A 26,499-nucleotide genomic window follows, 5' to 3' on the forward strand; every position below is an offset into this window, starting at 1 on the left:
AACTTCTATTTTTTTAATACCCACGTATCTTTTGATCCGCCTCCCTGTGATGAGTTCACAACTAAATTTCCTCGTTTTAAAGCTACTCTAGTTAAACCGCTTTTTAAAACATAGCTCTTGTCTTTTCCTAGCAAGGTAAATGTTCGTAAATCTACATGCCTAGGCTCAAAAGATTTCTCAGATTCTATATAGGTAGAATGTACTGAAAGTGACATTATGGGTTGGGCAATATACTTTCTGGGTGTTTTTAGAATAATGGCTTTAACGTTCTCTATTTCTTTTTTAGATAATTTGTTTCCTATATGAATACCATAGCCCCCAGCTTCATCAACAGGTTTTATTACCAGATTATGAATGTTATTTAGTACATATTCTAAATCTTCTTTTCTACTGCAATGATAGGTGTGTACATTCTTAAGTATAGGGTCTTCATTTAAATAATACTTTATTATTGCTGGCATGTAGGTGTAAATAGCCTTGTCATCTGCTACACCAGTACCAGGTGCATTGGCAAGACATACATTACCTGCTTTATAAGCTTTAAATAAACCAGGAACACCTAAAACAGAATCAGGATTAAAAACTTCGGGGTCAATAAATGCGTCGTCAATTCTTCTGTAAATCACATCCACTTTTTTAGGGCCATTGATGGTCTTCATATAAACAAAACAGTCCTCAACAAAAAGATCTCTACCTTCAACCAGTTCAACACCCATACCTTTTGCTAAATAAGAGTGCTCATAATATGCAGAATTAAACACACCTGGCGTAAGCACTACGCAATTGGGTTTATCGACACCTTTTGGTTTTACAGTTTCTAATATTTCAAGAAGGTTTTGAGAGTAGTCATTAACCGTATGAATTTGATATTTGTCGAAAACACCGAATAAAGCACGTTTTAATGCTGTTCTATTGCATATAACATAGCTCACCCCAGATGGACATCTAATATTATCCTCTAAAACATAATAATTGCCATCAGCATGTTTTATTAAATCTGTTCCTGAAATATGATTATAAATGCCTCCAGGAGGGTTGAAGCCCTTCATCTCTTTCAAATAGTTGACAGACGATTCAATGAGTGTTTCGGGTACTATGCCCTCTTTAATGATGTGTTGATCGTGATATAAATCTTCCAAAAACAAATTAAGCGCTTTGCTCCGTTGCAAAACACCCTGTTCTATATGATCCCATTCTTTATGATCAATAATTCTGGGAAACAAATCAAAAGGAAAAATTTTCTCTTTGGTTTCATTATTTCCATAAACCTGAAACGTAATACCTTGATTAAAAAAGGAATTCTTTGCATATTCATTTAAAGCTTCAAAATCTGCCGTGCTATGTTCTTCATACAGATCAAATAAAGTTTTGTAAACTTCTCTTATGGAGCCTTTAGAATCGAAAACTTCATCTAGAAAGTTATTATTAAAAGAATACGAAGAAAATAAGGGAGTCTTTTTATCCATAAAAATAACGTAATAATCAGTTATAAAATTATCAATAAATACAATGTTAATCTATCGTAATTCAATAAAAATACATCTATATTATAGGGATGCTATAATATTTTATGGGTTTTATTGTTGAATTGTAAATCATCAATATTTAATCTGTTTGTACGAAACTAAGTTTCTGTACAATCCATTAAAGTGCTAGAAACTTAAAGCAAATTATTGAGTATATTGGTGGTTTTAATCCTAGTGTTTATGACTCCTTCAATGTTTAGAATAACTTGTTTTGTATTGATGCTTTTATTTGTGTCTTTTGGTATGCGCGCACAAGAACCTGCTGTGGTGGTTGATAGTGTATCTGTGGCTCAGAAATTTATCGAGCTTGGTGATATTTCAGAAGAGTCCGAGAAACTAGGTCAGGAGTTACTCAAACTTAAAAGTGCTTTAGATGATAATACACGAGTTTTTGAAATAGACTCAATTATAACCTTGAAAAAGCCTCATATTCTTAAACTAGTAGATACGGTTTTATTTAAACGAGATGACATCACGTTGCGAGATCTAAAAGTAAGAAAAGTAGAGTGGTCTAATTATAAAACGGTTTTAGATGAACATCAAAATGCCATTAAGGATCGCTCTGAAGAGATAAGCAAAATTGTAAACCAAGTGTTTTCAGATTTAAACAAGTGGGAACTCACTAAAAAGGAACTTGCAAACAGGAGTGAATCTGAAGATATGCAGGAAAGTTTGAACCGGGCTATTTCTTCTTTGCGAGAAGTCTTAAAGGCTGCACATTTGAGACTTGATGATGTATTTAAAGTTCAAAAAAAAATCACAGAATTAATCTTGGTTATTGATCAGGAAATCTCAAATATTGAGGTTGCCGAGAATCAAAGACGCAAAGATTATTTTGTTTTTGATGAAAAGCCGATTTGGAAACAGGCTGATATGATGGCACTTAGTGATAGTTTAGCCTTTCAAACACCATCTTCATATCAGTTGTTAGTAAGTGGGGTAAAACGAAACAAGAACCAGTTTGTAGAGTTTTTCCGTTTAAATATGAAAACGGCTATACTCCAAATAGTCTTCCTTGTTTTATTATGGGTTTTTCTTCTTACAGCCAATAAAAAATGGAATAAAGAGGAAATTTTGTCATTAAAAAACCCTGTAGAAATTCAAGCTAAAACCATTCTTGTTAATCCCATCCTTACAACCTTATCGGCAGGGATGTTAATATCGGCTTTCTTTTATGATTCCATGGTTCCAGCTTATGCCGAATTTCATATACTAGTAATTTTACTAACTACCGTTTTGTTATTACCAAAATTGACGAATAAAAGAATTAGCACCTTTTTATGGTTATTGTTTATTGTTTATATTATTAATGTATTTGAGGCATTTATTGGTTCTAAAGCTTATCTCTTAAGAAATTTGGCCATGTTTATTAGTTTATTACTGGTAACGTCTTTGTACATTGGACGAAAAACTGTTAAAGAGCATCCTAAGAATTTTTCGCAAATTATTCGGCCTTTCAACATGATTTCTATCTTGTTTATGGCATTGCTTATAATCGCTGTCATTGCTAATATAATAGGCATGTTTGCTTTATCAAATTACTTAACAAGGGCCGTACTGATTTCTGTTGTTTTTGCATTTGTCGTGTACCTATCAACAAAAGTCTTTATAAGTCTTGTAATTCTAGTTTTTAAGTTTAGAACTAACACTAGCATCCAGACTTTGTCGTCGTTAGTAAATGCAACTCACCGAAGAATAAGACCATTGTTTAATCTCATCGGTTTTCTTGTTTGGATGGTGTTTACACTTAAGGGGTTTGAATTGTACGATTATATTCTAAATAGATATTACGAAATTATAGCAGTAGAATGGCAAATTGGAGAAATGACTATTTCCTTAGGAGGCATGCTGGCTTTTGGGGGAATATTCGTCATGGCCTTGATTCTGTCAAAACTAGCAGCAGCGATTTTTCAAGATGAATGGATGGTGAATGTCTTGCCTAGAGGGCTTGCTCCGGCTGTCTCACTGGTTTTAAGAATAGTGGTGATCGCTATTGGGCTTTATGCAGGATTTACCGCGGCAGGAGTAGATTTGAGCAAGCTTGGGTTTATTATTGGTGCTCTTGGTGTTGGTATTGGTTTTGGCTTACAAAATGTGGTTCTTAATTTCGTTTCGGGGTTGATTCTTGCTTTTGAGCGCCCAGTGAATATTGGAGACACTATTGAGGTGGATATGGAAATGGGGGTTGTTACCAATATTGGGGTACGTTCTAGCAATATCCGGGCATATTCTGGTGCAGAAGTTATCATTCCTAATGGTGATTTAATCTCGAAGAAAGTCGTTAATTGGACATTGTCTAATAGAAATAGAAGAAGTAATGTGGCAATGAAAACGTCTGCTAATGCCGACCCAGAACGAGTTATTGAGTTGTTTAATAAAATAGCAAAAGATCAGCCTAATACAAGTGCATATCCAGAGCCAACAACTTATTTTCATGGTTATGACCCTGATGGTAATCTGAGTTTTTCTTTAATGTACTGGACCACATTTTCGGATACCCTGAATACCGATAATGATATTGCGTTAGAAATATTTAAAAAGCTCAAAGAAGAGGGTATTGATGCTCCTGCTCCAGTAAGACGAGTTATATCGGAAGAACGAAAACAGGGCTGACGGACTCGCTAATTAGCTGTGTTTTTTATAACGTGTGTCCCATTAATAAATATAGTTAATTAGCTGGGCATAACGGAATGTGGTAAATTTCATCTAATTATTGATATAACATCTATAAACAAGACAACCTAGAGTAGCTGCTAAGTATTAAAGTATAGAATATACTGGTACTATTGATAAAGTTGTAAACTCTTTATCCCAAGGTTTATGAGTTGTTAAAAGATTTCTCTGGAAAATATTTTACAGCAGTTAGTTTTGTCTCGTTTGTTTAGTGATGTTTAAAACTATTTTTACGAGAAAAAAGACATGTTTTACTGATAAATATAAAAAATGTGATGTTATCTTTAATTATCAAAAAAACAAATCGATCTTCGCTAAACAAGAGAAATTGATGAGAGGTTTTTTGTTTAAAAAACCTATTCCAATCAAGTAAACCAAAATCGTATTTTTACACAAAACATAATACATGAATTCCAGACAAGATCAACTTAAAGCTTTTGATAGGTTGTTAACCATAATGGACGAACTTCGAGCCCAATGCCCTTGGGATAAAAAGCAAACTATGGAAACGCTACGTCATCTTACTATAGAGGAAACATATGAGTTGGGTGATGCTATTTTAGATGATGATTTAGACGAGGTAAAAAAGGAGTTAGGCGATGTGTTGTTACACATTGTGTTCTATTCTAAAATTGGTAGTGAGACTAAGAATTTTGATATCGCCGATGTGTGTAACGAAATATGTGAAAAACTTATCAATAGGCACCCACATATTTATGGAGATATTAAGGTGAATAATGAAGAAGATGTAAAGCGCAACTGGGAAAATTTGAAACTTAAGGAAGGTAAAACTAGCGTCTTAGAGGGCGTGCCTAAAAGTTTACCAGCTTTAGTAAAGGCCAATAGAATTCAGGAAAAAGTTGCTGGTGTTGGGTTTGACTGGGAACAACCAGAGCAGGTATGGGAGAAAGTACAGGAAGAGTTAAACGAGCTTAATGATGAAATTGAATTGGGGAATAAAGGCCGTATTGAGAGCGAGTTTGGTGATGTGCTTTTTTCTATGGTAAATTATGCCCGATTCTTAGATATTAACCCTGAAAACGCTTTGGAGCGGACTAACAAGAAGTTTTCGAAACGTTTCCAGTATCTCGAAGAAAAGGCTAAAAGCTTGAATAAACCCCTAAAGGATATGACCTTGGCCGAAATGGATGCGTTTTGGGAAGAAGCGAAACACATACCTTAATCTAAAAACTAGCTCTAAAATTTAATATTTGAACTGCAAAATAAAGGAGTTAGTATAACTCCTTTATTTTTTGCAATTTAGTTTTCCATATCTCTAAGTCGGCCTTGTGCTTTTTTATGTTTTGATGCACCTCCTTAACCAAAGGATTATTGTCTTCTACATTGGTAAAAAACTGCAAGTTGTTTTCCAATTGGTTAATCTGTCCTTTTACTTCATCAATTTTCTTTCGAATAAAAGTACGTTCATTGTCTAAATTCTTACTACTATCAGAATTATTTAGAACATCAAGTTTATTCGCGTACTTAATCATTTCGACCTCGGCTTTATCAAGTTTTAGAGCGCTAAGTAGGCTATCGATAGTTTTCTGGAATTTACTGTCAATATAGCGTTTGTCGCTTGGTACGCGCCCAAAGGTATGCCAATCTTTAATTTTTTCTTTAACCAGTTTAACACCTTCTTCCTTGTCTTTAGGTAATTTCAGTTCCTTTAAGGCATTTAGTAAGTCATTTTTTTTGTTGTAAGCTTCCACTTGTTCCTGGGTAGCTGCATTTCTTTTGGCGTGAATTCTATCAAAATAGTGGTTACAAGCTGCTTTAAATTGTTTCCATATTTTATCGCTATCTTTTCGAGGCACATGCCCAATTTTTTTCCAATCGCTCTGTATTTTTTTCATCAATGGGGTTACAGATTCAAAATCGTCACTATCCTTGTTGGCTTCGGCAATTTCGATTAGTTCCAATTTAAGCTGAAGGTTTTTGTATTGTTCTTTTTTTAAACCTTTGTAAAACGCGTTTTTCTTTCTATTAAAAGTTCTAACGGCATCTTTAAACTTAGCCCAAGTTGCTTCATTTACTTTAATAGGAACTTTACCCGCATTAAAAAAATCCTCTCTTAGCGCCTCAATTTGTTTTATCTTTTTTTGCCAAGAGCCATGAGAACCACTTTCTTGGGCCCCTATAGCCTCAATATTGGCTATAATTTCCTCCTTTTTCTCTAAGTTCTTTTCATATACTTTATCAATTTCTTGGAAATAAATATGGCGTTTATCATTGATAATCTTGGTTGCCGCTTTGAAACGCTCCCAAATTTCTTCTCTATGTTCTTTTCCTACAGGACCAAGTTCTTCTTTCCACATTTTATGCAATTCTTGAAGCTCTCTAAAGGCACGCATAACATTATCGTCTTTGGCAAGCTCTTCAGCTCTTTCAATAATCATAAGCTTTTTTTCAAGATTGTGTTTAAAATCTAAATCACGTAAATCCCTATTTAAATGCAGAAAATCGTAGAATAACTCTACATGATGATGATAGCTATTCCATGCATTGTTGTATTTGTCCCGCGGAATAGGACCTGTGTTTCTCCAGCGTTCTTGAAGTTCCTTAAAATGTTTGTATGTGGTGTTTATATTTTCTTCAACATTTATTAAGCCCTTTAATTCTTCTATAATGGCTAATTTATCGGCTAAATTTTGTTTTAGATTTTTCTCTAAACTTTGATAATGCTCGTTTAGTTTAGCACGGTAGTTTCTGTAAGCTTCTTTATATCTTTTTTGAACAGGGGAAGAATAATAAAAATCTATTTCGTTTCCACCACTATTGATAAAATCTTCTTTTTTTTCATCAATTAAGGCTTGAAATTTCAATTTAAATTCAGCATTAATACTATTAACATGAGAGCGAATGGCCTGAATTTTCTCTGTTCTAAGCAGTCTTTCTAATTCAATAGCTAAGGCTTCTAGAGACATGGTGTCATAGTCCTTTACCTCAATTTTATGCCGGTCTTTATTGCCTTCATCTTCGGCATCTTCGGCATTCGATTCTTCTATTTCATTTATAACCTCGTCCTGTGCTTCTATAATTTCTGAGTTTTCTACCTGTTCTTCTACAGCTTCTTCTTGAACCTCTGTTTTGTCACTACCCATATTAGGTTTTGACGTATCATTTTGATTGACTTCTGCTGAATTCTTTTCAGAATTCTTGTTGTCGGCTCCTTCTAGTTGATTTGTGGTATTTGTATCAGACATTTTAAAAAATGTTAAGGTTCGTCAAATTTCTTTTGACTTTAAAGATACTAACAAGAACAGTATAAACAAAGAGCTACAAGCGGTTTTAACTAATATACTTGAAGTTTTATTTTAAATCCCAAATGGACCATGCTTTTTCGGCTTGTAGCTCTAACATTTTAAGGCCGTTAATCGTGATAGCATGGTTTTCCTTTCCTAGTTTTAAAAACTTGGTTTCTTGTGGATTATATATTAAATCAAATAAAATATGATTTTCAGTTATACCTTGATAAGGGATGTCTGGACAATCACCAACATTAGGAAAAGTGCCTAATGGTGTGCAGTTAATAATGAGTTGATGGTTTCTAATATCCTGTTCGGAAAGGCTTTCATACGAGAAATCGACATTATTTGAGAGCTTCCTAGATACATAGGCATAAGTTATGCCCATTTCTTCGAAGGTATATGCAATGGCTTTACTAGCACCTCCAGTGCCTAGAATAAGAGCTTTTTTATGATGGCTTTTTATATAGGGTTCAATAGACTTTTTAAAACCATAGCAGTCGGTATTGTACCCAATAAGCTTCCCCTTTTTAGTTATTCGTATTGTGTTAACCGCTCCAATGGCTTTGGCTTTTTTGTTTATTTTATTGAGAAATGGCATGACTTCTTGCTTGTACGGAATTGTAACGTTAAGTCCTTTTAAATCTTGAGTATTTTCTATGATGGAAGGAAACAGGTCAATGTTTTCAATATCAAAATTCTCATAAGATGTATTTTCAATGTGTTCCTTTTCAAATTTATTTTTAAAATAAGATCGAGAGAATGAGTAAGATATATTTTTACCTAAAAGCCCTAATTTGTTCATTTATTTGTTGTGGTTTTTTGTCCATACCATATCAGCGCTAATACTATGGCAATTCCAACTAGAATATAACCAATAGCAAGATATGTTTCTCCATGCCATTCTGGGATGAAGCGTTCGTAATTTTCAATTATTTTTTCTCCTCTAGAATCTAGAAGATAATCGCCGTTTGGATCTAATTTATATAAGGTATTCTTCCAGGGCCATACAACTCCCAATGATCCTATTATGAACCCTGTTATGGCAGCAAGCGTAATACTTTTATAGTTTTTTAAAATATAGCTTAACACATGTGAAAAACTAACTAAACCTGCCAATGAGCCCAATGTAAAAATTGCAAGAATTTGGAGTGTTTCTATTCTTTCGTTATTACGAATAAAACTAAAATCTCCAGTGAATATATCTGCTATGGTATCATACAGTGCATTTACTGAATCTACAAGCAACAGCACATAATTTCCCAATAAAATTAGTATGAAGGACCCTGAAAATCCTGGAAGCGTCATCCCGGATACACTTATAATACCACAGAAAAAAACAAACCATAAATTGTCGTTTTCTTTTGCTGGATTTAAAAAACTAATACTAATTCCAAGTAAAATTCCAATAAAAAGGGAGATGTAAGTTTTGTAATGCCAATCATCAAACTCTCTGTATATATAGTATATCGAGCCTATTATCATACCAAAAAAAACACTCCAAACATAAAGTTCGTAGTGTTTTATAAGATAGTCAAGCACCTTAGAAACACTAAAATAACTAATAACAGTTCCTGAAAATAGTAAGGTTAGAAATCTACCGTTAATATATCTATAAAAGCTTTTAAATCGACCATTAATTAATAATGCAAAAGCTTTTTTATTTACTTTTTTTAACGAATAGATAAACTCCTCATAAAAACCTGCAACAAATGCAACAACACCACCTGATACACCTGGCACTTTATTGGCAGCACCCATGGCAAGTCCTTTAAGAACAAGGAAAAACCTATCACGAAATGTTCGAGTACTTTGCATTATTGTTTTTTTGCTCCTAGTCTTTCTAAAATAAAAATAGTTAAAAAACCTAAAATCATTAAACCTAGAGCAAAAAGTAATTGATTGTGCCCTTGAAAAGCAAAGGGAGAAATGCTTTCCTCTAGAAACGGTACCTTTTCGTTGTGAGAATTAATACGCCAGGTTAAGGTTTCTTTCCAAGGCCATATTTTATTAAGTGACCCTATCATAAATCCCGTAAGTATGGCTAGAGTGATATTCTTTTTATGCTGAAACATCCAGTTCAGGATTTTAGAAAATACTTTTAAACCAACAACAGCGCCGATAGCTAGTAATAAAAAGTTGATAAATGCATCTTTAAATAGCTCGAAATTGCTCTTTAAAATTCCTTCCACTAAATTGTTAACGGTTTCAATGGCGGTTTGATATGCGCCAAGAATAAGTAAAATAAAGGCCCCTGAAACACCAGGTAATATCATTGCTATAATTGCTGTAAATCCGCAAAAAAGCAAGTAAATTGAACTGTCTGGTGAAGCAAAAGGTTCTGCCAACGTTATTAAATACGAGACTACGCTTGTTATAATAATGGCTATAAGGGTCGTGACATTCCAGTTTTTAATTTGCTTTGCAATAAAGAGAATGCTGGAGAGTACTAAGCCAAAAAAGAAAGCCCATAATAAAATAGGTTCGTTTGCGAGTAACCATTTAATAATTTTTGCAAGCGATAAAATACTTATTGCTATGCCTGAAAATAAGGCTAAAAGAAAGTTCCCGTTAATTGATTGCCATGCAGCCTTAAACCCTGTTTTTTTCCAAATCTTGAAAACCTCTAAGCTAAGATTGTCGATACTCTGGATGAGTTCTTCGTAAATCCCCGAAATAAAGGCAATGGTGCCTCCTGAAACTCCAGGTATAACATCTGCTGCACCCATGGCTAACCCTTTAAATGTAACGATTATATAATCTTTTAAACTTCGATGCATAGTTAGTATTTTGACAAAAGTCAAAGGTATACATTTTTAATATTTAAAAGAGACTAAAGGTGCGCTTTAAGAAGTTTTTTTACAAGTACTTTATTAGAAACTTTAGGAAACAATTCTTCTATAATAAAGGCATAATCAAGATTGTGCTTTATCCCATTTTTAAGATAAAAGGTACCCTTATCTGTTTCGTTTAAATACAGATATAGACCAGCTAAGCGATATTCAATTTCTGCATTGTCCGGATAAAATTCAATGGCTTGCTCAAAGTTGTAAATCGCTGCCTCTGGTTCTCCCAGTTTTATTAATAAATCGCCTCTTGATAACCACGTATTTAATTCGTAATTACCTAATTCGAGAGTCTTTTTGTATCCACGTTCTGCCTCCTCAAAATGGTCTAATCTATGGTTTATTTGAGAATAAAGCTTCCAATAGATAACGTTTTCTGAATCGATATTAATAGCCTTGTTTATATAATAGAGTGCTTTTTGATAATCGCCTTTTTTGTTATGAAATTTAGTAATGGCAATCCATCCTTTGTCTAATAACGGATCTTCATGAACAGTTCTATCAAAATACTGAAGGGCCAATTCATCGTTATTTAATTTTTCATAACAACTGCCTATTCTTAGTAAGGCATAAGAGGTTGGATCATCAAGTTTAAGTGTTATGGTGTAATTCTCTATGGCGTCTTCGTATCGTTTAAGCGCTTCGAGGGTTTTACCTCGCTCAAGGTAAGCGCCAACAAAAGTGTCGTCAGAAATCACAGCAAAATCAAAAGATGTTAACGCTTTCTTATAGTCTTTTAGAATAAAGTATTGTTTCCCTAATTGATGCCATGCAACCTCACAATACGGGTTTTTATCTAAATATATATTCAAGTAAGAAATGGCATCTTCATTTTGATTTAAGAACTCAAAGCAATAAATGATATTGTATAGTGCAGAATAATCATTTAAGTCGCTTTCTAGGCATTTCATGAAATAAACTTTTGCTTCTTCAAAATTGTCTAGAAATAAATATTCCATACCAATTAAAGAGTATAAATCTACAACATCATCAGTTAGTTGTAATGCTTTTTTAAGAACTTCAATTGCTTTTGGGTGGTTGTCTTTTTTAGAATAAACATTGGCCTTTTGAATGTAAATTTCCTCATTCATTGGGTCTAAACTATGCAGCTCATTCAGGAGGTTATCGGCTTCCTGAAGTTTGTCTTCAAAAACAAATATTTCTACTTTAAAAAGTTTTAAGTTTATGGATGTTGGGTGCTGGTCAAGTCCTAATTTAATCGCCTTTTTTGCTAGGGCTATTTTTCCTTGGTTGAGGTAATGATGAATAATGTTTTCAAATTCTTCGGAATCAAAGAACAAAACATGATTCGTTTTTAACATTGATTCAAACTTGGTAAGCGGCAAATTTTTGTTGTCATCATGACTAAACTCCATAAGCACATTTGTAAGATTCGACTTGAATAAATTTAAGATTCTAATTGATTAAGAATGTAAGTTCACTTAAATGTTTTTAACAAAGTAATCAACAGTTATGCCGTTTTTAATGGTTTTGTCTTGAAAATCAATTTGTTAAACAAATAAGGTTATGTCTTTAAATCATCTAAAATGCTAATAATGAGATGACATCCTTTAACTATTTCATCGTTAGAGATAGTAAGAGGTGGCGTAATTCTAACTGCTTTGGGCTCAAAAAGTAACCAGAATAATATAAGGCCTCTTTCTTGAGCTTCAAGTATTAAAGCGTTGGTAATACCCGTTGATGGCGTTATTAGGGCCAACATAAGCCCTTTTCCTCTTATTTCTTGAATTAATGGGTGTACAAGTAAAGAACGAATAAGTTGTTCTTTTTCTAATGCCAATACCATTAAGTTAGAAGTTGTAATCTCTTTAAGGGTCGCAAGCGCCGAAGCAGCTATCACGGGATGTCCACCAAAAGTGGTAATATGACCAAGTTTAGGTTTGTCTTGTAACAAGGCCATTAGTTTAGCAGAGCTTGTAAAGGCACCTATAGGCATACCGCCCCCTAGACCTTTGCCAGTAACTAAAATATCAGGAATGCAATTATAATGTTGATAACCAAACAGTTTTCCTGTTCTTCCAATACCAGGCTGTATCTCATCCAGAATAAGTAAGGCCTTAACCTCTTTACATCTTTGTTTTACTTTTAACAAATAATTATTGGTTGGTTCAATAAAACCAGCACCTCCCTGTATAGTTTCTAAAATAACACAAGCCGTTTGTTCTGTTATTTCTGAAAGTTGTTTTTGATTATTAAAATCTATAAACTTTACCCCCGGGATAAGTGGCCTAAATGCTTGTTTGCGTTCTTCATACCCCATAACACTTAAAGAGCCCATAGTATTTCCGTGGTATGCTCTGTTCGTGGCTATAATTTCACTGCGCCCTGTAGCGCGTTTGGCTAGTTTTAAAGCACCTTCAATAGCTTCGGTTCCTGAATTTGTTAGATAGGTTGTTTCTAAAGAAGGTTCTGTGTTTTTGGCTATAAGCTTAGCAAGTTCTACAGCTGGATTTTGAATATACTCCCCATAAACCATAACATGTAAATACTTATCAAGTTGTTCTTTTATGGCAGAAATCACTTTCGGATGTCTATGACCTAATGGACAGGCAGATACCCCAGCAACAAAATCTAGATAGGCTTTATTATTAGTGTCGAAAATATAAGAGCCTTCTGCACGGGCTATTTCCATTCCTAATGGGTGAGGGGATGTTTGGGTCTGATATTTATAAAAGTCTGAAGTCATTTATTTAATACCTTCATTTTTAATGGACTGCGCTGGTTTCTTTATTTCTTTCGCAGACAATAAGAGAGAGTCTTTTTGACTCTGAGACCTGTATGGAAGGTTTCTCGATGCTTTAGAGGGTTCTTTGATGCCAGAGGGGCTACTTTCTTCAGCTTCTTTAACCCGCTCAATCATGTCTTCATCTAGAAATTCTTCTTGAGGAACGTAATCGTCTAATCCCTTAATTACGGGTAACTCATATAAATCGTCATCAATAAATAAATCCTCAACATTCCGCGGACGTTCACTGTCCCGCCAATCAAAGCCCTTTAAGAGTAATTCTTTTTTAGGATACATGGACTCAGGGTACAAGGTGCCATCAACCTGATTGAAACGTGAATAAGATTCGATAGCCCCTTCTTCAAATAGAATAGATATACTACCCGATTTGGCTTTATCTATACCTATAAGTTCTTGTTGGTCATTTCTCGCATAAAAAATAGACTGGGCGTTTCTAGTAATATCGACTTGGTTAAGTTCGTTTTTGTCGTTAAATAATCCAACTAAAGAGAGTCCTTTTATTTGATTATACCCATTAGCACTAATTGTATCTTTACTAATTATAAATGCATCGTTAAAAACTACGAGAGAATCTATTTTTTCAGTATCATTATTGGAATACAGATGAATCGTATCTCCTGTCATTTGATTTTCAATATTCCAAATGACTGGTCTTCGATTTACAGAAAACTTATCTTCTGAACTGAAGCTAGAAATATTGATGAGTTTGGTTAATCCAGTTTTTTGATTGGAATTAATAGAGTCGGCTTTGCCACTTAAATCCGATTTGTAAATTTTGGCATTGTAATAAGCGTTTAAAATACGTTCTTCTGGCTTACCAGTTACCATAATTCGATCGGCATGCATGTAAATGGAATCGTTTTCTTGAATGGTTATGGCAAGAGCTCTTTTAGTTATAAATAAGGAGTCTTTTTCTCTGTAAACTTCGGCATAATGACCTTTAATAATACTTTTGTTAATAGTGTCTGTAACAACAATGTTGTTTGATGCAGATGCGAAGCTCTTATTATTGTCAAAGTAAAGACTGTCTCCTTCAACAATTCGGTTGTCATAATTTATTTTAGCATTTTTAAGGGCGTGTCCTATTTTAGTTTCCGTATCATAAAACCCTTTTTCACAATAGGTTTTACTGGTGGGGGTGGTAATAGTAGAGGGGCCAAATAGATAGGCATGACCAGTATCGGAATAAAAATCGAAATAGTTAGAATTAATGGTAGATTCTTTGTTTACTAAAACGACATCATTAACAAACTGATATTTTTTGGTTTTCATGTAATACCGTCCTATTTGACTGGTAATTGTTCCTGAAGAATCCTTAACAACTGTACCTCCACTTCTATAATAAGCTTGCTGTTTAGTTCTATCAAAATACAAAGTATCGCAAGATATCGTAGAGTTTGGATCTTTTAAAACAACATCTCCGCTTGCAAATGCCAATTCTGTTATGCCGCTATATTCAACATATTTAGAGGTCATATTAATAGTGTCACCTTCTTTAATAAGCACATTGCCAAAGGCTTCAATGAAGTTTTCCTTAGTGTAATGAAACGCTTTATCACACCACATATTTGCTCCGCCATGTTTTATGTGGACTTGTTGCTTGTCATCGCGCGTTAAAACTTTGGCCCCTGGATAATTGGCTTCATCAATTGTGAGTTTACCTGCGTATTCAATTTCAATCTTTTTTTTAGTCTGAGCGCTTAATGAAGTTGCTACTGAAAACGAGACTATAATATATGAACAAAGAAAAACTTGTAGTTTATTCAAAATGTAAAAAGTTTGTCGCAAAAATAACGATTAATATGGTGTTTTTGTTGTTGTAACAAAAAACGCCCCAAAATTATTTGGAGCGTTTTTTTAAAATCTATTATTCTAAACTATACAAGTTCTTTTCTGAAAATAGTTTGTTTTCTATCTGGGCCTACTGAGACAATAGTAATAGGGATTTCAAGTTCTTTTTCCAAAAATGCTATATAGTCGTGCAATGCTTCTGGCATTTGTGAAGCATCCGACATTTCAGTTAAATCTTCATTCCATCCACTGAAATCAGTATAGATAGGCTCTACATTTTCAGCTTCTATATTATAAGGTAAATGAGAAATAGTTTCTCCCTGATAGTTATAAGCAGTACAAACTTTTAAGGTTTTAAAGCCAGAAAGCACGTCGCCTTTCATCATCATTAACTGGGTAACACCATTTACTTGGCAGGCGTATTTTAAAGCAACAAGATCTAGCCAGCCACAACGTCTTGGACGTCCTGTGGTAGCTCCAAACTCATTACCCACTTTTGCCATAGTAGCGCCATCTTCATCGAATAACTCTGTTGGGAACGGCCCTGAACCAACACGTGTGGTATAAGCCTTAAAAATACCAAAAACTTCACCTATTTGGTTTGGCGCAACACCCAAACCAGTGCACGCTCCTGCCGCCGTGGTGTTACTAGAAGTTACAAATGGATAGGTTCCAAAATCTATATCTAATAAAGATCCTTGTGCTCCCTCAGCAAGAATAGACTGACCAGATTTTTGAGCTTGGTAAATATATTCTTCCGAATCAATAAACGTTAGAGATTTTAGAACCTCTACGGCTTTAAAAAACTCTGCTTCTAATTCCTTTAAATCGTACTCAATATCTACATTATAGTAAGCAATCATAGATTCGTGCTTGTCCGCAAGTGCTCTATAACGTTCTTTCCAATCACTTAATTCTAAATCGCCAACGCGAATACCATTTCTACCAGTTTTATCCATATATGTTGGCCCAATTCCTTTTAAGGTAGAACCAATTTTTGCTTTTCCTTTTGAAGCTTCACTAGCCGCGTCTAAAAGGCGGTGTGTAGGAAGGATAATATGAGCTTTACGCGATATTAACAGCGATTTTCTAAAGTCTACATTTTGCTCTGCAAGCTTATCAAGTTCTCCTTTAAAGATAACTGGATCGATAACCACGCCATTTCCAACTAAATTTGTGGCATCTTCATGAAAAATTCCTGAAGGAATCGTATGCAAAACATGTTTCCTTCCGTTAAAAACTAGAGTATGGCCCGCATTTGGTCCGCCTTGAAAACGTGCAATAATGTTATAATTTGATGTAAGCACGTCAACAATCTTTCCTTTGCCTTCGTCGCCCCATTGTAGTCCAAGTAGTAAATCTACTGCCATTTTAAAATTAGTTATTTGTTGTTGATTTTCTATTTCCGTAAAAATAGAGTGAATGGTTGTTTATTTCTATATCGAAAATTTCTTCGATTGTTTTCTTTATTGACTGAATTCTGGGATCACAAAACTCAATTACCTCGCCTGTATCGGTTAGTATGACATGATCGTGTTGTCTATCAAAATAAGATTTTTCATAATGCGCTTGATTCTGACCAAATTGGTGTTTTCTAACCAAGCCACATTCTAAAAGTAATTCTATGGTGTTGTACAGTGTAGCTCGCGAAACCCGGTACTTTTTGTTTTTCATATTTAGATATAGAGATTCTATATCGAAATGCTCATTACTGTTATAAATTTCTTGAAGTATAGCGTAGCGCTCCGGTGTTTTTCTATGTCCGTTTGTTTCTAAAAAGCTTGTAAAAACGCTTTTAACGATCTCTTGATTTTTTGAGTCTGATTTTGAATTCATAATTGCCTGGCAAATTTACACTTTTTTTACACTCTAGTAACCTTATCTATACCATTAATTTTTTTTAGTTTATCAAGCAGTTTTTTGATTATGGTATTGTTTTTAACTACAACACTTATTTTTCCAGAAAACAGGCCATCGTTACTCTCAAAACTAAGACTCTTCATATTCACATGCATGTTTTCAGAAACAATGGTTGTAATTTCATTTACCAGTCCAATATGGTCTATGCCAGTGAGTGCAATTTTAGCAGAAAACTCGCGCTGCGTCGAATCCACCCATTTGGCGGTCATGATTCTGTAGGCGTAATTAGATTGCAGACTTAACGCATTCGGACAGTTTTTTTTATGAACTTTTATACCTTCGGAAACAGTTAAAAAACCAAATACCTTGTCTCCAGGAATAGGATTACAGCAATTAGCTAGCTTATAATCTAACTTTTCTTCGTCTTTGCCAAAAACAAGTAAATCGTAGTTTGAGGTGACTTCATTTTTTTCAAGCTGTTCTTTTGACGGTGGCGCCTTTCTAGAAATTTTGTTTTTTATAAAACTCATTAAGGCATTACTTCTAGAAGACGCGAAATTCTTGAGCATGGCGTTGTCAATAAACCCAATGCCAACGCGGTAAAATAAGTCTAAACTTGTTTTGAGCTTGAAGTAGTTAACCAATTCATTAACGGTCTTTTCGTCAAGGTTAATTTTTAGCTGTTTTAGTTTTCTTCTTAATATTTCCTTGCCTTCTTCACCAATTATTTTTCGATCTTCTTTTAAAGCAGATTTAATTTTACCTCTTGCTCGGGCTGTAGTCGCGTATTCTAACCAGTTAGGGTTTGGTTTTGCACTTTCTGAGGTTAATATTTCTACTTGATCACCTGTTTGTAATTCATGGCTAAGTGGCACTAATTTGCCATTAACTTTGGCACCACGGGTTTTCATACCTACCTCAGTATGAATATTAAAAGCGAAATCTAAGGACGTAGCACCTTTAGGTAATGATTTTAAATCTCCTTTGGGAGTAAAGACATAAATTTCTTGGGAGTATAAATTCAGCTTAAATTGTTCTACAAAGTCTACAGCGTTACTCTCAGTACTTTCTAAGGCTTCTTGAAGCTTATTAATCCAGTTCTCAAGACTATCTTCTTTTTCACCATCTTGTTTGTATTTATAATGCGCAGCATACCCTTTTTCGGCAATTTCATTCATACGTTCACTACGTACCTGAACTTCTACCCAACGCCCTTTGGGCCCCATCACAGTAATATGCAATGCTTCGTAGCCGGTGGTTTTGGGAGAGGTAATCCAATCTCTTAACCTCAGAGGGTTGGGCCTAAAATGATCGGTAACAATAGAGTAGATTTTCCAAGCAAGGAATTTTTCATTAGCAATATCGCTCTTATAAATTATTCGAATAGCGAATTTATCATAAACTTCATCAAAAGAAACGCCTTGATTTAACATTTTCTTTCGAATGGAAAAGATTGATTTTGGTCGCCCTTTTATGGTGTATTCAAAATGTTCTTTATCCAATGCTTTTTTAACAACATCACTAAATTGTTCAATGTATAAATCTTGCTGCTCTTTACTTTCTTTGATTTTATTTAAAATGTCGTTGTAAACATCGGGTTCCGTATATTTTAAACTTAAATCTTCTAGTTGAGTTTTAATGGTGTACAGTCCAATACGATGTGCTAGCGGGGCATAAATATATAAGGTTTCAGAGGCTATTTTATCCTGCTTGTCTGGCCTCATAGAATCCATGGTTTGCATGTTGTGAAGCCTATCTGCTATTTTAATGATGATAACTCTTACGTCGTCATTAAGTGTAAGTAACATTTTTCGAAAGTTCTCAGCTTGCAAAGACACGTCCATATCTTTCTCCTTACTCAATGAAGAAATTTTAGTAAGTCCATCTACTATCTTAGCAATCGTTTTTCCAAACTCTTTTTCAATGTCTTTGATTTCATAATCAGGGCTATCTTCAACAACATCGTGAAGTAAAGCCGCGGCTATGGAAGTAGCATCCAAGCCTATTTCTTGGGCCACAATTTTGGCAACTGCTATAGGGTGAAAAATGTAGGCTTCGCCAGATTTCCTACGTTGATCTTTATGGCCATCTAAAGCAACTTCAAAAGCACGTCTTATAAGGTGCTTGTCTTCCTTTGAGAGCGTTGTGTAACTTACTTTAAGTAGTTCTTTGTATGCCTTGGCAATAGCTGCATTTTCTTTTTCTATGTCTTCTGCTGTCATCATAGATTAAAAGTAAGATAAACAAAAGAAACCACCAACCTCTGTATTACCTTTTTGTTGTTATAATATTAGTCTAAAGAACTTAAATACGAAACTAATTGGGTTATTGCTTTTCCGCGGTGTCCAATTTTATTCTTTAATTCCAAATCCATTTGAGCAAAGGTCTTTTGGTACGATTCAGGTTTGAAAATGGGATCGTAGCCAAAACCTTTTTTTCCTATTTTTTCTTGAGTTATTTCTCCTTTGCAAATACCTTTAAATGTTATGACTTTTCCTTTAATATGTAAGGCTATAACCGTTTTAAATTGGGCTTCTCGAGAGGAGCCCTTTTCTAATTCCGATAACACTTTTTTCATATTATCATCCGAATTTTTTTGAGGACCTGCATATCTGGCCGAATACACTCCGGGAGCTCCGTTTAAAGCATTAATCTCTAAGCCTGTATCATCTGCAAAACAATCGTATCCATAATTAGATTTTATGTACTCCGCCTTTTGTATGGCATTACCTTCAATAGTATTTTGTGTTTCAGGAATATCTTCCAAGCAATTAATATCTTTTAAACTTAGTAATGAAATATGTTTAGGTATTAGAGCTTGAACTTCCTTTAATTTATTTAAGTTATTGGTTGCGAATACGAGTTGCATAATGAAAAAGAAATATTTAAATTTCAAAATTACTGCGATATTGATTTAAACGAAATAAAAAAAAGGATAAATTCGAAAATATGGATAGAATAATTAAAACGGGAGTCTTGTCTTTTGGTATGTCGGGTAGCCTATTTCATTGCCCGTTTTTAAAGATACACCCTGGCTTTGAGCTAACGGCTATTGTAGAACGATCCGTTAAAAAGGCAATTATGACTTACCCTAAAATAATTAGCTATGACAATGTAGACGATCTATTGGCACAAGCTGATATTGAATTGGTTGTTGTGAATACCCCAAGCTCGACGCATTTCGAATTTGCTATGAAAGCGTTAAAAGCAAAAAAACACGTACTTGTGGAGAAGCCTTTTACTGTTAAGGCTTCTCATGCAAAAGCCCTGTATGAAGAAGCTAGCAAACAAAACCGATGTATTATGCCATTTCAAAATAGGCGATATGATAGTGATTTTTTATCTGTGAAACATATGGTTGAATCTGGCAGACTAGGGCAATTAATTGAAGTACACTTTAGGTATGATAGATACAGGTATAATATTTCTGATAATATCACTAAAGAGTCTAATGTCCCTGGAAATGGTGTTTTATATAATTTGGGTCCTCATTTGGTTGATGCGGCATTGGCATTATTTGGGGAACCAATTGAATGGACAAAATTTACTGGTAAAAACCGACCAAATACAGAAGTAGATGATTATGCGTATGTTCAATTAACGTATAAAAATGGGCTGCACGTTTTTTTAACCACTAGTTTATTGGTGGCAAATATTCCACCTGCGTTTGTCTTGCATGGTTCAAAGGGATCATATACTAAGCATCGATGCGATACTCAAGAAAGACAATTGCAATCTGGTTTGTCTCCAAACGACCCTAACTTCGGGTTGGAGCAGCCAAATCAAGAAGGTGTATTGGTTACTATAGATAATGAAGTGTCAAAAACGGAAAAGATTAAATCTGTTCAGGGATCCTATTTAAAGGTGTTCGATGCTGTTTATGACACTTTGATTTTTGAACAACCATTTCCAGTAACAGAATTACAAGTAGTTAAACAAATAGAGATATTAGAAAGTTAAAATACCTGCCAATAGGTCTAAGGATCTCATCTGCTTTGAACCTTTAATTTGATATTTTTTTTATAGTTTTTTTATGATTTTTGTTAATTTCTGTTGTGCAAAATTCTTGTATCTTTCCAATGAAATATAAATAAAAAAAGAGAACGATTATGACAGTAAACATTCAGTATGTAGGAGTCGATGTAAGCGAAACACTTTCAGCTTTCACGAAAGAAAAACTAGAAAAGATTTTTAACAGATATGAGTTTTTAATAAGTGCGTCTGTACACTTTAAACAAGATGAGAAGAATCACACTGAAGGTAAAATTTGCAATATAGAGTTAAGTTTACCAGGTCCAAGAATATTTGCAACATCTAATGAGCGTAATTTTGAAGTATCGGTTAGAGAAACCATTAGCGATTTAGAGCGCCAGCTTAAAAAAAGAAAGCAAGTTTATAAAACGCACTAGCGATGATGGTAGGGTTCGTTTTTTAAAATGGTAAAACCCCTGTAAAGTTGCTCGATAAAAAATAAACGAATCATTTGATGGGAAAAGGTCATTTTCGATAATGACAGTTTCCCATTTGATTTTTTATAGAGGTCTTCCGAAAATCCATAAGGGCCTCCAATAACAAAAACCAGTTGTTTAATACCTGAATTCATATGTTTTTGCAGGTAAGAAGAAAAACCTACCGAATCAAATTGTTTTCCGTTTTCATCAAGTAATATCATAATATCCGATGGGTTTAACTTTTTTAAAATAAGTTCTCCTTCTTTTTGTTTTTGAACGCTTTCACTTAGGTTTTTACTATTCTTAATATCAGGAATAATTTCCAAGGAAAACTTAATGTAATGCCCAAGCCGTTTTATATAATTATCCATTAATTGGATAAGTGCTTTATTGTCGGTTTTGCCTATGGCAATAAGTCTTATAGTCATAAAATCAAAATTAGTCTTTCGTATTTAAGAATAACGCATTGAAATATTAAGAAAAATAAAAATTTCGTAAAAGTAAAATTTAATTTAGTAAATCAATTTCTTATTTTTGCTGCAAAATCTCAAAAAAATTATGATTACACAAGAGCAGTTTGATACCGAAGTAAAATCGATAATTGCAAATGCTATTCGAGAAGATGTAGGAGATGGTGACCATAGCTCATTAGCTTGTATCCCTGAAAATGCAAGAGGAAAGGCAAAGTTGTTGGTGAAAGATAAAGGGATAATAGGAGGTGTTAATTTTGCGAAAAAGGTGTTTGCTTATGTGGACAAGAATTTAAAATTAGATGTTCGAATAGAAGATGGAACAGAGGTTACATATGGAGATGTGGTCATGTATATTGAAGGGCCATCACAATCTATTTTAAAAGCTGAAAGAACGGTGCTTAATGCGATGCAACGCATGAGCGCCATTGCTACGAAAACAAGAACGTTTGTAAATCTTGTTGAAGGTACAAAAACAGGGATTTTAGATACTAGAAAAACCACTCCAGGAATTCGTGTTTTAGAAAAATGGGCTGTAAAAATTGGAGGGGGAGAAAATCATAGATTTGCACTTTATGATATGATTATGCTTAAAGACAATCATATTGATTTTGCCGGAGGAATAACTAAGGCCATTGAAATGTCTAAGCAGTACTTAAGAGAAACTGGTAAGAATTTACAAATCATGGTTGAAGCCAGGGATTTAGTTGAGGTAGAAGAAATTTTAAGCAACGACGGTGTTTATAGAATTTTATTGGATAATTTCGATTACGAAGATACACGGAAGGCCGTTCAATTGATTGGCGATAAATGTTTGACAGAATCTTCAGGGAATATTAATGAAACTACCATTAGGCATTATGCCGAATGCGGGGTAAACTATATATCTTGTGGAGCACTTACACATTCCGTGCATAACATGGATTTGAGTTTAAAAGCCATGAAGTAAGAAATCTTTTTTTAATTTTTAGGAGCACCTAGAAACATTCTTAATTTTAATAACTTTGTTTTGATAGCTCAAAACAAATATTAATGACAAAACCCATTGAGGATAAACTTGATAAGATTCCGGTAATAAATTTATTGGTTGGCTTATTAAAGAAGTTGAAGCTTCCCGGGCTTGAGGGCTTGTCTTTTTACGATTTAATTGAGTTGTATATTACGGGCATTGTAAAGGGGGCTTTAACAACAAGAGCCAGTGCCATAGCTTTTAGTTTTTTTACTGCAATATTTCCGTTTTTACTATTTGTCTTAATAGTTATACCCTATATCCCAATTGACGATTTTAAGATAGAGTTTTTGAAATTTCTTGAGTCTTTTTTACCGCCTAGTACCTCCGACTTCTTTTTTGCCAATATATTCGAAAATATTGATAATTCGCAAAGAGGTGGCTTACTGTCATCAGTATTTTTACTATCCATCATTTTAATGGCAAATGGGGTTAATGCTGTTTTTTCAGGTTTTGAGAATTCGTATCATGAACAAACCACAAGAAGTATTTATAAGCAGTATTTATATGCGATGAGCATCGCCCTCATTCTAGCATTTTTGCTTATCATTACTATTGCTGTTCTCGGGTATTTCCAACTATACATAGTACAAGGTGTTCTTCACGCTTTTGAGAATACAGGTATAGATTTGAGTAATAGCGGGGTGTTTTGGACCAATGTAGTAAAATATGTGTTTTTCGTCATTATGGTTTATTTAGCTACAGCGACTTTGTACTATTTTGGAACTAAAGAGGGGAAGCACTCTAAGTTTTTCTCTGTAGGCGCTTTGTTTACAACACTTTTAATTATTTTAACATCGTACTTGTTTGGTATTTATATAGAGAATTTTAGTCAGTATAATAAGCTCTATGGTTCAATAGGTGCGCTATTAATTTTACTGTTATACCTATGGCTTAATTCAAATATCTTGTTATTAGGATATGAGCTTAATGCGTCATTAAATAATTTGAAAAAACAAAGAAAGAAATGAAAAAAAACATACTCATATGCTTGGTTTTGGTGCTACCTATGTTTTCTAATGGTCAAGATATTTTTGGTAAATGGAAAACTATTGATGATGAAACAGGAGAAGAAAAATCCATTGTAGAAATTTATCGAGATAATGGAAAAGTTTATGGGAAGATAGTTGAAATATTGAACAAAGAACGCAAAGATGCGTTATGCACAAAATGTGATGGCTCTTATAAAAACAAACCTATTCTTGGTATGGTAATTTTAAAGGACATGATTAAGAAAGGTAATGGTTATGAAGGAGGAACCATTATTAATCCTAGTAAAGGAAAAACATATAAATGCAAAATTTGGTTAGAAGATACGAATGTTAATATTTTAAATGTCCGTGGGTATATTGCTTTTTTATTTGCTACTCAAAATTGGGAACGCGTCATTAATTAAATGATTATTCATGTATTTTATTGATGTCATAATTCCTATTCCTCTACAAAAGTTATTCACTTATAGGGTAACACATGCAGAAGCTGAATTTTTAAAAACTGGTATGCGGGTTTCTGTTTCTTTTGGCAAATCCAAAATCTATACAGCCCTTGTTTTTAGTGTCCATAACAAGGTTCCACTTACATATGAAGCAAAAGACATTGAGCAAATTTTAGATGAAGTCCCCATCGTAAATACCAAGCAACTAAAGATTTGGGAATGGATTGCTAATTATTATATGTGCACGTTAGGAGATGTTATGAGAGCAGCGTTACCAAATGCATTTATTTTAGAAAGTGAAACGATTATAAAGGGTGGCAACGGGGTTTTTGATGAATCGGTTTTAAAAGACGATGAGTTTTTAATTTATGAAGCTTTGCAGCATCAGTCATCGCTTAAAATTCATGATATTTCCAACATACTTGATAAGAAAACGGTGCTTCCTGTGATAAAGCGTTTACTGGAAAAAGAAGCTATTGTTGTTGAAGAAGAGGTGTATGAAAAATACAAACCTAAGCTAGTAAGGTACGTTAAGATGCATTCTAAATTTTCTTCAGAAAAAGCACTTCATGACTTGCTTGATGGTTTAAATCGAGCACCAAAGCAAAGTAAGGTAGTACTAAGTTTATTCTCTATTTCAAGTAAAACGAAAAAGCCTGTTAAAGTATCAGATTTGGTAAAACAGAGCGATACCTCAAGCGCTATCATTAAAACATTAATTGACAAGGAAATTCTTGAGGAATATTTTATTCAAACAGATAGGGTAGTATACTCTGGTGAGGATACAGAGACTTCAAAGCTTTTAAATACATATCAGCAAACAGCCTTATCTAAAATCAAATCGTTGTTTAATACTTATAATACCGTTTTATTGCATGGCGTTACATCTTCTGGAAAAACAGAGGTGTATGCAAAGCTTATAGAAGACACGCTTAAGCAGGATAAGCAGGTGCTTTATTTGTTGCCAGAAATAGCTTTAACAGCACAGTTAATTACAAGGTTGCAGAATTATTTTGGAGAGCAGGTAGCTGTTTTTCATTCGAAATATTCAACTCATGAACGGGTGGAAGTTTGGAACAACGTTTTAAATAATGAACGTAAAGCACAGGTAGTGTTAGGAGCTAGATCATCTATATTTTTGCCATTTCATAATCTGGGGTTAGTTATAGTGGATGAAGAGCATGAACAATCATATAAGCAGTTTGACCCAGCCCCAAGATACCATGCCAGAGATGCCGCCATAGTTCTAGCAAACATGCATGGTGCTAAGGTGCTTTTAGGTTCGGCAACCCCAAGCTTAGAAAGTTATTATAATGCTAAGCAAGAAAAATATGGTTTTGTTGAATTGCTATATCGTTACAATAATGTGTTAATGCCGGACATAGAGCTTGTGGATATAAAAGATAAGCTTAAAAAAAAGCGAATGAAAGGGCATTTTAGCGATAGGCTTATCGCGGAGATGAATGAGACGTTAACGGAAGGCTATCAAATAATTTTGTTTCAAAACAGACGTGGTTTTTCTCCTGTTATAGAATGTGTTACTTGTGGACATGCTCCTCAATGTCCAAATTGCGATGTAAGTTTAACTTATCATCAATATAGACATCAATTACGATGTCATTATTGTGGTTATAATACAGCCATGCATAAAACGTGTGAAGCTTGTGGTAGCCCAGAAATGGATAGTAAGGGTTTTGGTACAGAGCAGATAGAAGAGGAGGCCAAGTTATTGTTTTCAGATTATAAGGTGGCGAGAATGGATTTAGATACTACTCGAGGTAAACATGGATACGAAAAAATTATTACCGCTTTAGAGCAGCAAGAAATTGATATTTTAATAGGTACGCAAATGCTGACTAAAGGTTTAGATTTTAGAAATGTAAAATTGGTTGGAATTATGAATGCAGATAATATGCTCAACTTTCCTGATTTTAGAGCACACGAAAGAAGTTTCCAATTAATGGTACAGGTTTCTGGCAGGGCTGGAAGAACTGAAGAACGCGGAAAAGTACTTGTTCAAACATATAATCCGAATCATAATATTCTTCAGCAGGTCTCAACTAATAATTATGGAGAGATGTATAAGGAGCAAATGAACGACCGCTATAACTTTAAATATCCGCCAATTTATAAGCAGATAAAGATAACTTTAAAACACAAGGATTATAATAGAGTTGAGACAGCCTCTATTTGGTACGCTAAGTCTGTAAGGCAATTATTTGGAGATTTTGTTCTAGGTCCCGAGGCACCTCCAGTTGCTAGAATACGAAATCAATTTCATAAAAATATTCTGGTAAAAATTCCAAAAAAGCAATCGCTATCAAAAACAAAAGAAGCTATTATTAAAATAAACAATAGCTTCTTTAGTATAAAAGATTTTCGGTCGGTTAAAGTAGTTTTAAATGTCGATAACTTTTAATTTA

General features: G+C 34.1%; 21 protein-coding genes. 8 read left to right on the forward strand and 13 right to left on the reverse strand.

Annotation, left to right across the window (positions count from 1 at the left end):
- Positions 1-5: 5 nt before the first annotated feature.
- The gene (locus E5D58_RS04605) at positions 6-1,466 is read right to left on the reverse strand and encodes a circularly permuted type 2 ATP-grasp protein (RefSeq protein ID WP_136480669.1); all 1,461 of its coding nucleotides are present in this window, start codon (positions 1,464-1,466) and stop codon (positions 6-8) included.
- A 279-nt stretch (positions 1,467-1,745) separates the two neighbouring features.
- On the opposite strand from E5D58_RS04605, the gene E5D58_RS04610 reads away from it, so the two are divergent.
- Together E5D58_RS04610 and mazG are read left to right on the forward strand one after the other, a co-directional pair.
- Positions 1,746-4,139: a mechanosensitive ion channel family protein gene (locus tag E5D58_RS04610; RefSeq protein ID WP_235835855.1), complete on the forward strand. Its 2,394-nt coding sequence runs from the start codon at positions 1,746-1,748 to the stop codon at positions 4,137-4,139.
- 466 nt (positions 4,140-4,605) lie between these two features.
- Positions 4,606-5,382: a nucleoside triphosphate pyrophosphohydrolase gene (mazG, locus tag E5D58_RS04615; RefSeq protein WP_136480671.1), complete on the forward strand. Its 777-nt coding sequence runs from the start codon at positions 4,606-4,608 to the stop codon at positions 5,380-5,382.
- Positions 5,383-5,431: 49 nt separating this feature from the next.
- Here the strand turns inward: mazG and E5D58_RS04620 are convergent, their stop codons facing one another.
- The 11 genes from E5D58_RS04620 to E5D58_RS04670 all read right to left on the reverse strand — a co-directional run bounded on the left by E5D58_RS04620 (position 5,432) and on the right by E5D58_RS04670 (position 19,580).
- A complete protein-coding gene (locus E5D58_RS04620) occupies positions 5,432-7,405 on the reverse strand; it encodes a DUF349 domain-containing protein (protein ID WP_136480672.1) in 1,974 nt (657 codons plus the stop codon).
- A 106-nt stretch (positions 7,406-7,511) separates the two neighbouring features.
- On the reverse strand, positions 7,512-8,252 hold the full coding sequence (locus E5D58_RS04625) for a shikimate dehydrogenase family protein (RefSeq protein WP_136480673.1): 741 nt from the start codon (positions 8,250-8,252) through the stop codon (positions 7,512-7,514).
- On the reverse strand, positions 8,249-9,265 hold the full coding sequence (locus E5D58_RS04630; RefSeq protein ID WP_136480674.1) for a DUF368 domain-containing protein: 1,017 nt from the start codon (positions 9,263-9,265) through the stop codon (positions 8,249-8,251). Before E5D58_RS04630 ends, E5D58_RS04625 begins: the two co-directional genes overlap by 4 nt.
- A complete protein-coding gene (locus tag E5D58_RS04635; RefSeq protein WP_136480675.1) occupies positions 9,265-10,227 on the reverse strand; it encodes a DUF368 domain-containing protein in 963 nt (320 codons plus the stop codon). Before E5D58_RS04635 ends, E5D58_RS04630 begins: the two co-directional genes overlap by 1 nt.
- 53 nt (positions 10,228-10,280) lie before the next feature.
- A complete protein-coding gene (locus E5D58_RS04640; RefSeq protein ID WP_136480676.1) occupies positions 10,281-11,669 on the reverse strand; it encodes a tetratricopeptide repeat protein in 1,389 nt (462 codons plus the stop codon).
- A gap of 149 nt (positions 11,670-11,818) precedes the next feature.
- The gene (locus E5D58_RS04645) at positions 11,819-13,000 is read right to left on the reverse strand and encodes an aspartate aminotransferase family protein (RefSeq protein ID WP_136480677.1); all 1,182 of its coding nucleotides are present in this window, start codon (positions 12,998-13,000) and stop codon (positions 11,819-11,821) included.
- Positions 13,001-14,827 carry an OstA-like protein gene (locus tag E5D58_RS04650; protein ID WP_136480678.1) on the reverse strand — a complete coding sequence of 609 codons (1,827 nt, stop codon included), beginning with the start codon at positions 14,825-14,827 and terminating at the stop codon, positions 13,001-13,003.
- Between the two features lie 110 nt (positions 14,828-14,937).
- The gene (locus E5D58_RS04655) at positions 14,938-16,221 is read right to left on the reverse strand and encodes an adenylosuccinate synthase (protein WP_136480679.1); all 1,284 of its coding nucleotides are present in this window, start codon (positions 16,219-16,221) and stop codon (positions 14,938-14,940) included.
- Positions 16,222-16,228: 7 nt separating this feature from the next.
- Positions 16,229-16,687: a Fur family transcriptional regulator gene (locus tag E5D58_RS04660; RefSeq protein ID WP_136480680.1), complete on the reverse strand. Its 459-nt coding sequence runs from the start codon at positions 16,685-16,687 to the stop codon at positions 16,229-16,231.
- Positions 16,688-16,713: 26 nt separating this feature from the next.
- Entirely contained in the window at positions 16,714-18,933 is a 2,220-nt protein-coding gene (locus E5D58_RS04665) for a RelA/SpoT family protein (RefSeq protein ID WP_136480984.1), read from the reverse strand.
- A gap of 68 nt (positions 18,934-19,001) precedes the next feature.
- A complete protein-coding gene (locus tag E5D58_RS04670; RefSeq protein ID WP_136480681.1) occupies positions 19,002-19,580 on the reverse strand; it encodes a non-canonical purine NTP diphosphatase in 579 nt (192 codons plus the stop codon).
- A gap of 80 nt (positions 19,581-19,660) precedes the next feature.
- Here E5D58_RS04670 and E5D58_RS04675 point away from each other — a divergent pair, with 80 nt between their 5' ends.
- Both E5D58_RS04675 and hpf read left to right on the forward strand, forming a co-directional pair.
- The gene (locus E5D58_RS04675; RefSeq protein ID WP_136480682.1) at positions 19,661-20,671 is read left to right on the forward strand and encodes a Gfo/Idh/MocA family protein; all 1,011 of its coding nucleotides are present in this window, start codon (positions 19,661-19,663) and stop codon (positions 20,669-20,671) included.
- A 149-nt stretch (positions 20,672-20,820) separates the two neighbouring features.
- Complete coding sequence (gene hpf / locus E5D58_RS04680; RefSeq protein WP_136480683.1) at positions 20,821-21,120, forward strand: ribosome hibernation-promoting factor, HPF/YfiA family; 300 nt, start codon at positions 20,821-20,823, stop codon at positions 21,118-21,120.
- On the opposite strand, the gene rlmH is transcribed toward hpf, so the two are convergent.
- Positions 21,117-21,590, reverse strand: a complete 474-nt coding sequence (rlmH, locus tag E5D58_RS04685; RefSeq protein ID WP_136480684.1) for a 23S rRNA (pseudouridine(1915)-N(3))-methyltransferase RlmH — start codon at positions 21,588-21,590, stop codon at positions 21,117-21,119. The genes hpf and rlmH overlap by 4 nt on opposite strands.
- A gap of 130 nt (positions 21,591-21,720) precedes the next feature.
- Here rlmH and nadC point away from each other — a divergent pair, with 130 nt between their 5' ends.
- The 4 genes from nadC to priA all read left to right on the forward strand — a co-directional run bounded on the left by nadC (position 21,721) and on the right by priA (position 26,495).
- On the forward strand, positions 21,721-22,581 hold the full coding sequence (nadC, locus tag E5D58_RS04690) for a carboxylating nicotinate-nucleotide diphosphorylase (RefSeq protein ID WP_136480685.1): 861 nt from the start codon (positions 21,721-21,723) through the stop codon (positions 22,579-22,581).
- Positions 22,582-22,664: 83 nt separating this feature from the next.
- Positions 22,665-23,612: a YihY/virulence factor BrkB family protein gene (locus E5D58_RS04695; protein ID WP_136480686.1), complete on the forward strand. Its 948-nt coding sequence runs from the start codon at positions 22,665-22,667 to the stop codon at positions 23,610-23,612.
- Entirely contained in the window at positions 23,609-24,037 is a 429-nt protein-coding gene (locus E5D58_RS04700) for a DUF2147 domain-containing protein (protein WP_136480687.1), read from the forward strand. The genes E5D58_RS04695 and E5D58_RS04700 overlap by 4 nt, the downstream gene beginning before the upstream one ends.
- 10 nt (positions 24,038-24,047) lie before the next feature.
- Entirely contained in the window at positions 24,048-26,495 is a 2,448-nt protein-coding gene (gene priA, locus E5D58_RS04705; RefSeq protein WP_136480688.1) for a replication restart helicase PriA, read from the forward strand.
- The last annotated feature ends 4 nt before the right edge of the window (positions 26,496-26,499 follow it).

The organism is Cognatitamlana onchidii, from assembly GCF_004804355.1.
GTDB classification, from domain to species: Bacteria; Bacteroidota; Bacteroidia; order Flavobacteriales; family Flavobacteriaceae; genus Cognatitamlana; species Cognatitamlana onchidii.

Excerpts from the sequence above, each read along its gene's own strand:
- E5D58_RS04605 (WP_136480669.1), bottom strand. The coding sequence starts at position 1,466 with ATGGATAAAAAGACTCCCTTATTTTCTTCGTATTCTTTTAATAATAAC.
- E5D58_RS04610 (WP_235835855.1), top strand. The coding sequence starts at position 1,746 with ATGCTTTTATTTGTGTCTTTTGGTATGCGCGCACAAGAACCTGCTGTG.
- mazG (WP_136480671.1), top strand. The coding sequence starts at position 4,606 with ATGAATTCCAGACAAGATCAACTTAAAGCTTTTGATAGGTTGTTAACC.
- E5D58_RS04620 (WP_136480672.1), bottom strand. The coding sequence starts at position 7,405 with ATGTCTGATACAAATACCACAAATCAACTAGAAGGAGCCGACAACAAG.
- E5D58_RS04625 (WP_136480673.1), bottom strand. The coding sequence starts at position 8,252 with ATGAACAAATTAGGGCTTTTAGGTAAAAATATATCTTACTCATTCTCT.
- E5D58_RS04630 (WP_136480674.1), bottom strand. The coding sequence starts at position 9,265 with ATGCAAAGTACTCGAACATTTCGTGATAGGTTTTTCCTTGTTCTTAAA.
- E5D58_RS04635 (WP_136480675.1), bottom strand. The coding sequence starts at position 10,227 with ATGCATCGAAGTTTAAAAGATTATATAATCGTTACATTTAAAGGGTTA.
- E5D58_RS04640 (WP_136480676.1), bottom strand. The coding sequence starts at position 11,669 with ATGGAGTTTAGTCATGATGACAACAAAAATTTGCCGCTTACCAAGTTT.
- E5D58_RS04645 (WP_136480677.1), bottom strand. The coding sequence starts at position 13,000 with ATGACTTCAGACTTTTATAAATATCAGACCCAAACATCCCCTCACCCA.
- E5D58_RS04655 (WP_136480679.1), bottom strand. The coding sequence starts at position 16,221 with ATGGCAGTAGATTTACTACTTGGACTACAATGGGGCGACGAAGGCAAA.
- E5D58_RS04660 (WP_136480680.1), bottom strand. The coding sequence starts at position 16,687 with ATGAATTCAAAATCAGACTCAAAAAATCAAGAGATCGTTAAAAGCGTT.
- E5D58_RS04665 (WP_136480984.1), bottom strand. The coding sequence starts at position 18,933 with ATGACAGCAGAAGACATAGAAAAAGAAAATGCAGCTATTGCCAAGGCA.
- E5D58_RS04670 (WP_136480681.1), bottom strand. The coding sequence starts at position 19,580 with ATGCAACTCGTATTCGCAACCAATAACTTAAATAAATTAAAGGAAGTT.
- E5D58_RS04675 (WP_136480682.1), top strand. The coding sequence starts at position 19,661 with ATGGATAGAATAATTAAAACGGGAGTCTTGTCTTTTGGTATGTCGGGT.
- hpf (WP_136480683.1), top strand. The coding sequence starts at position 20,821 with ATGACAGTAAACATTCAGTATGTAGGAGTCGATGTAAGCGAAACACTT.
- rlmH (WP_136480684.1), bottom strand. The coding sequence starts at position 21,590 with ATGACTATAAGACTTATTGCCATAGGCAAAACCGACAATAAAGCACTT.
- nadC (WP_136480685.1), top strand. The coding sequence starts at position 21,721 with ATGATTACACAAGAGCAGTTTGATACCGAAGTAAAATCGATAATTGCA.
- E5D58_RS04695 (WP_136480686.1), top strand. The coding sequence starts at position 22,665 with ATGACAAAACCCATTGAGGATAAACTTGATAAGATTCCGGTAATAAAT.
- E5D58_RS04700 (WP_136480687.1), top strand. The coding sequence starts at position 23,609 with ATGAAAAAAAACATACTCATATGCTTGGTTTTGGTGCTACCTATGTTT.
- priA (WP_136480688.1), top strand. The coding sequence starts at position 24,048 with ATGTATTTTATTGATGTCATAATTCCTATTCCTCTACAAAAGTTATTC.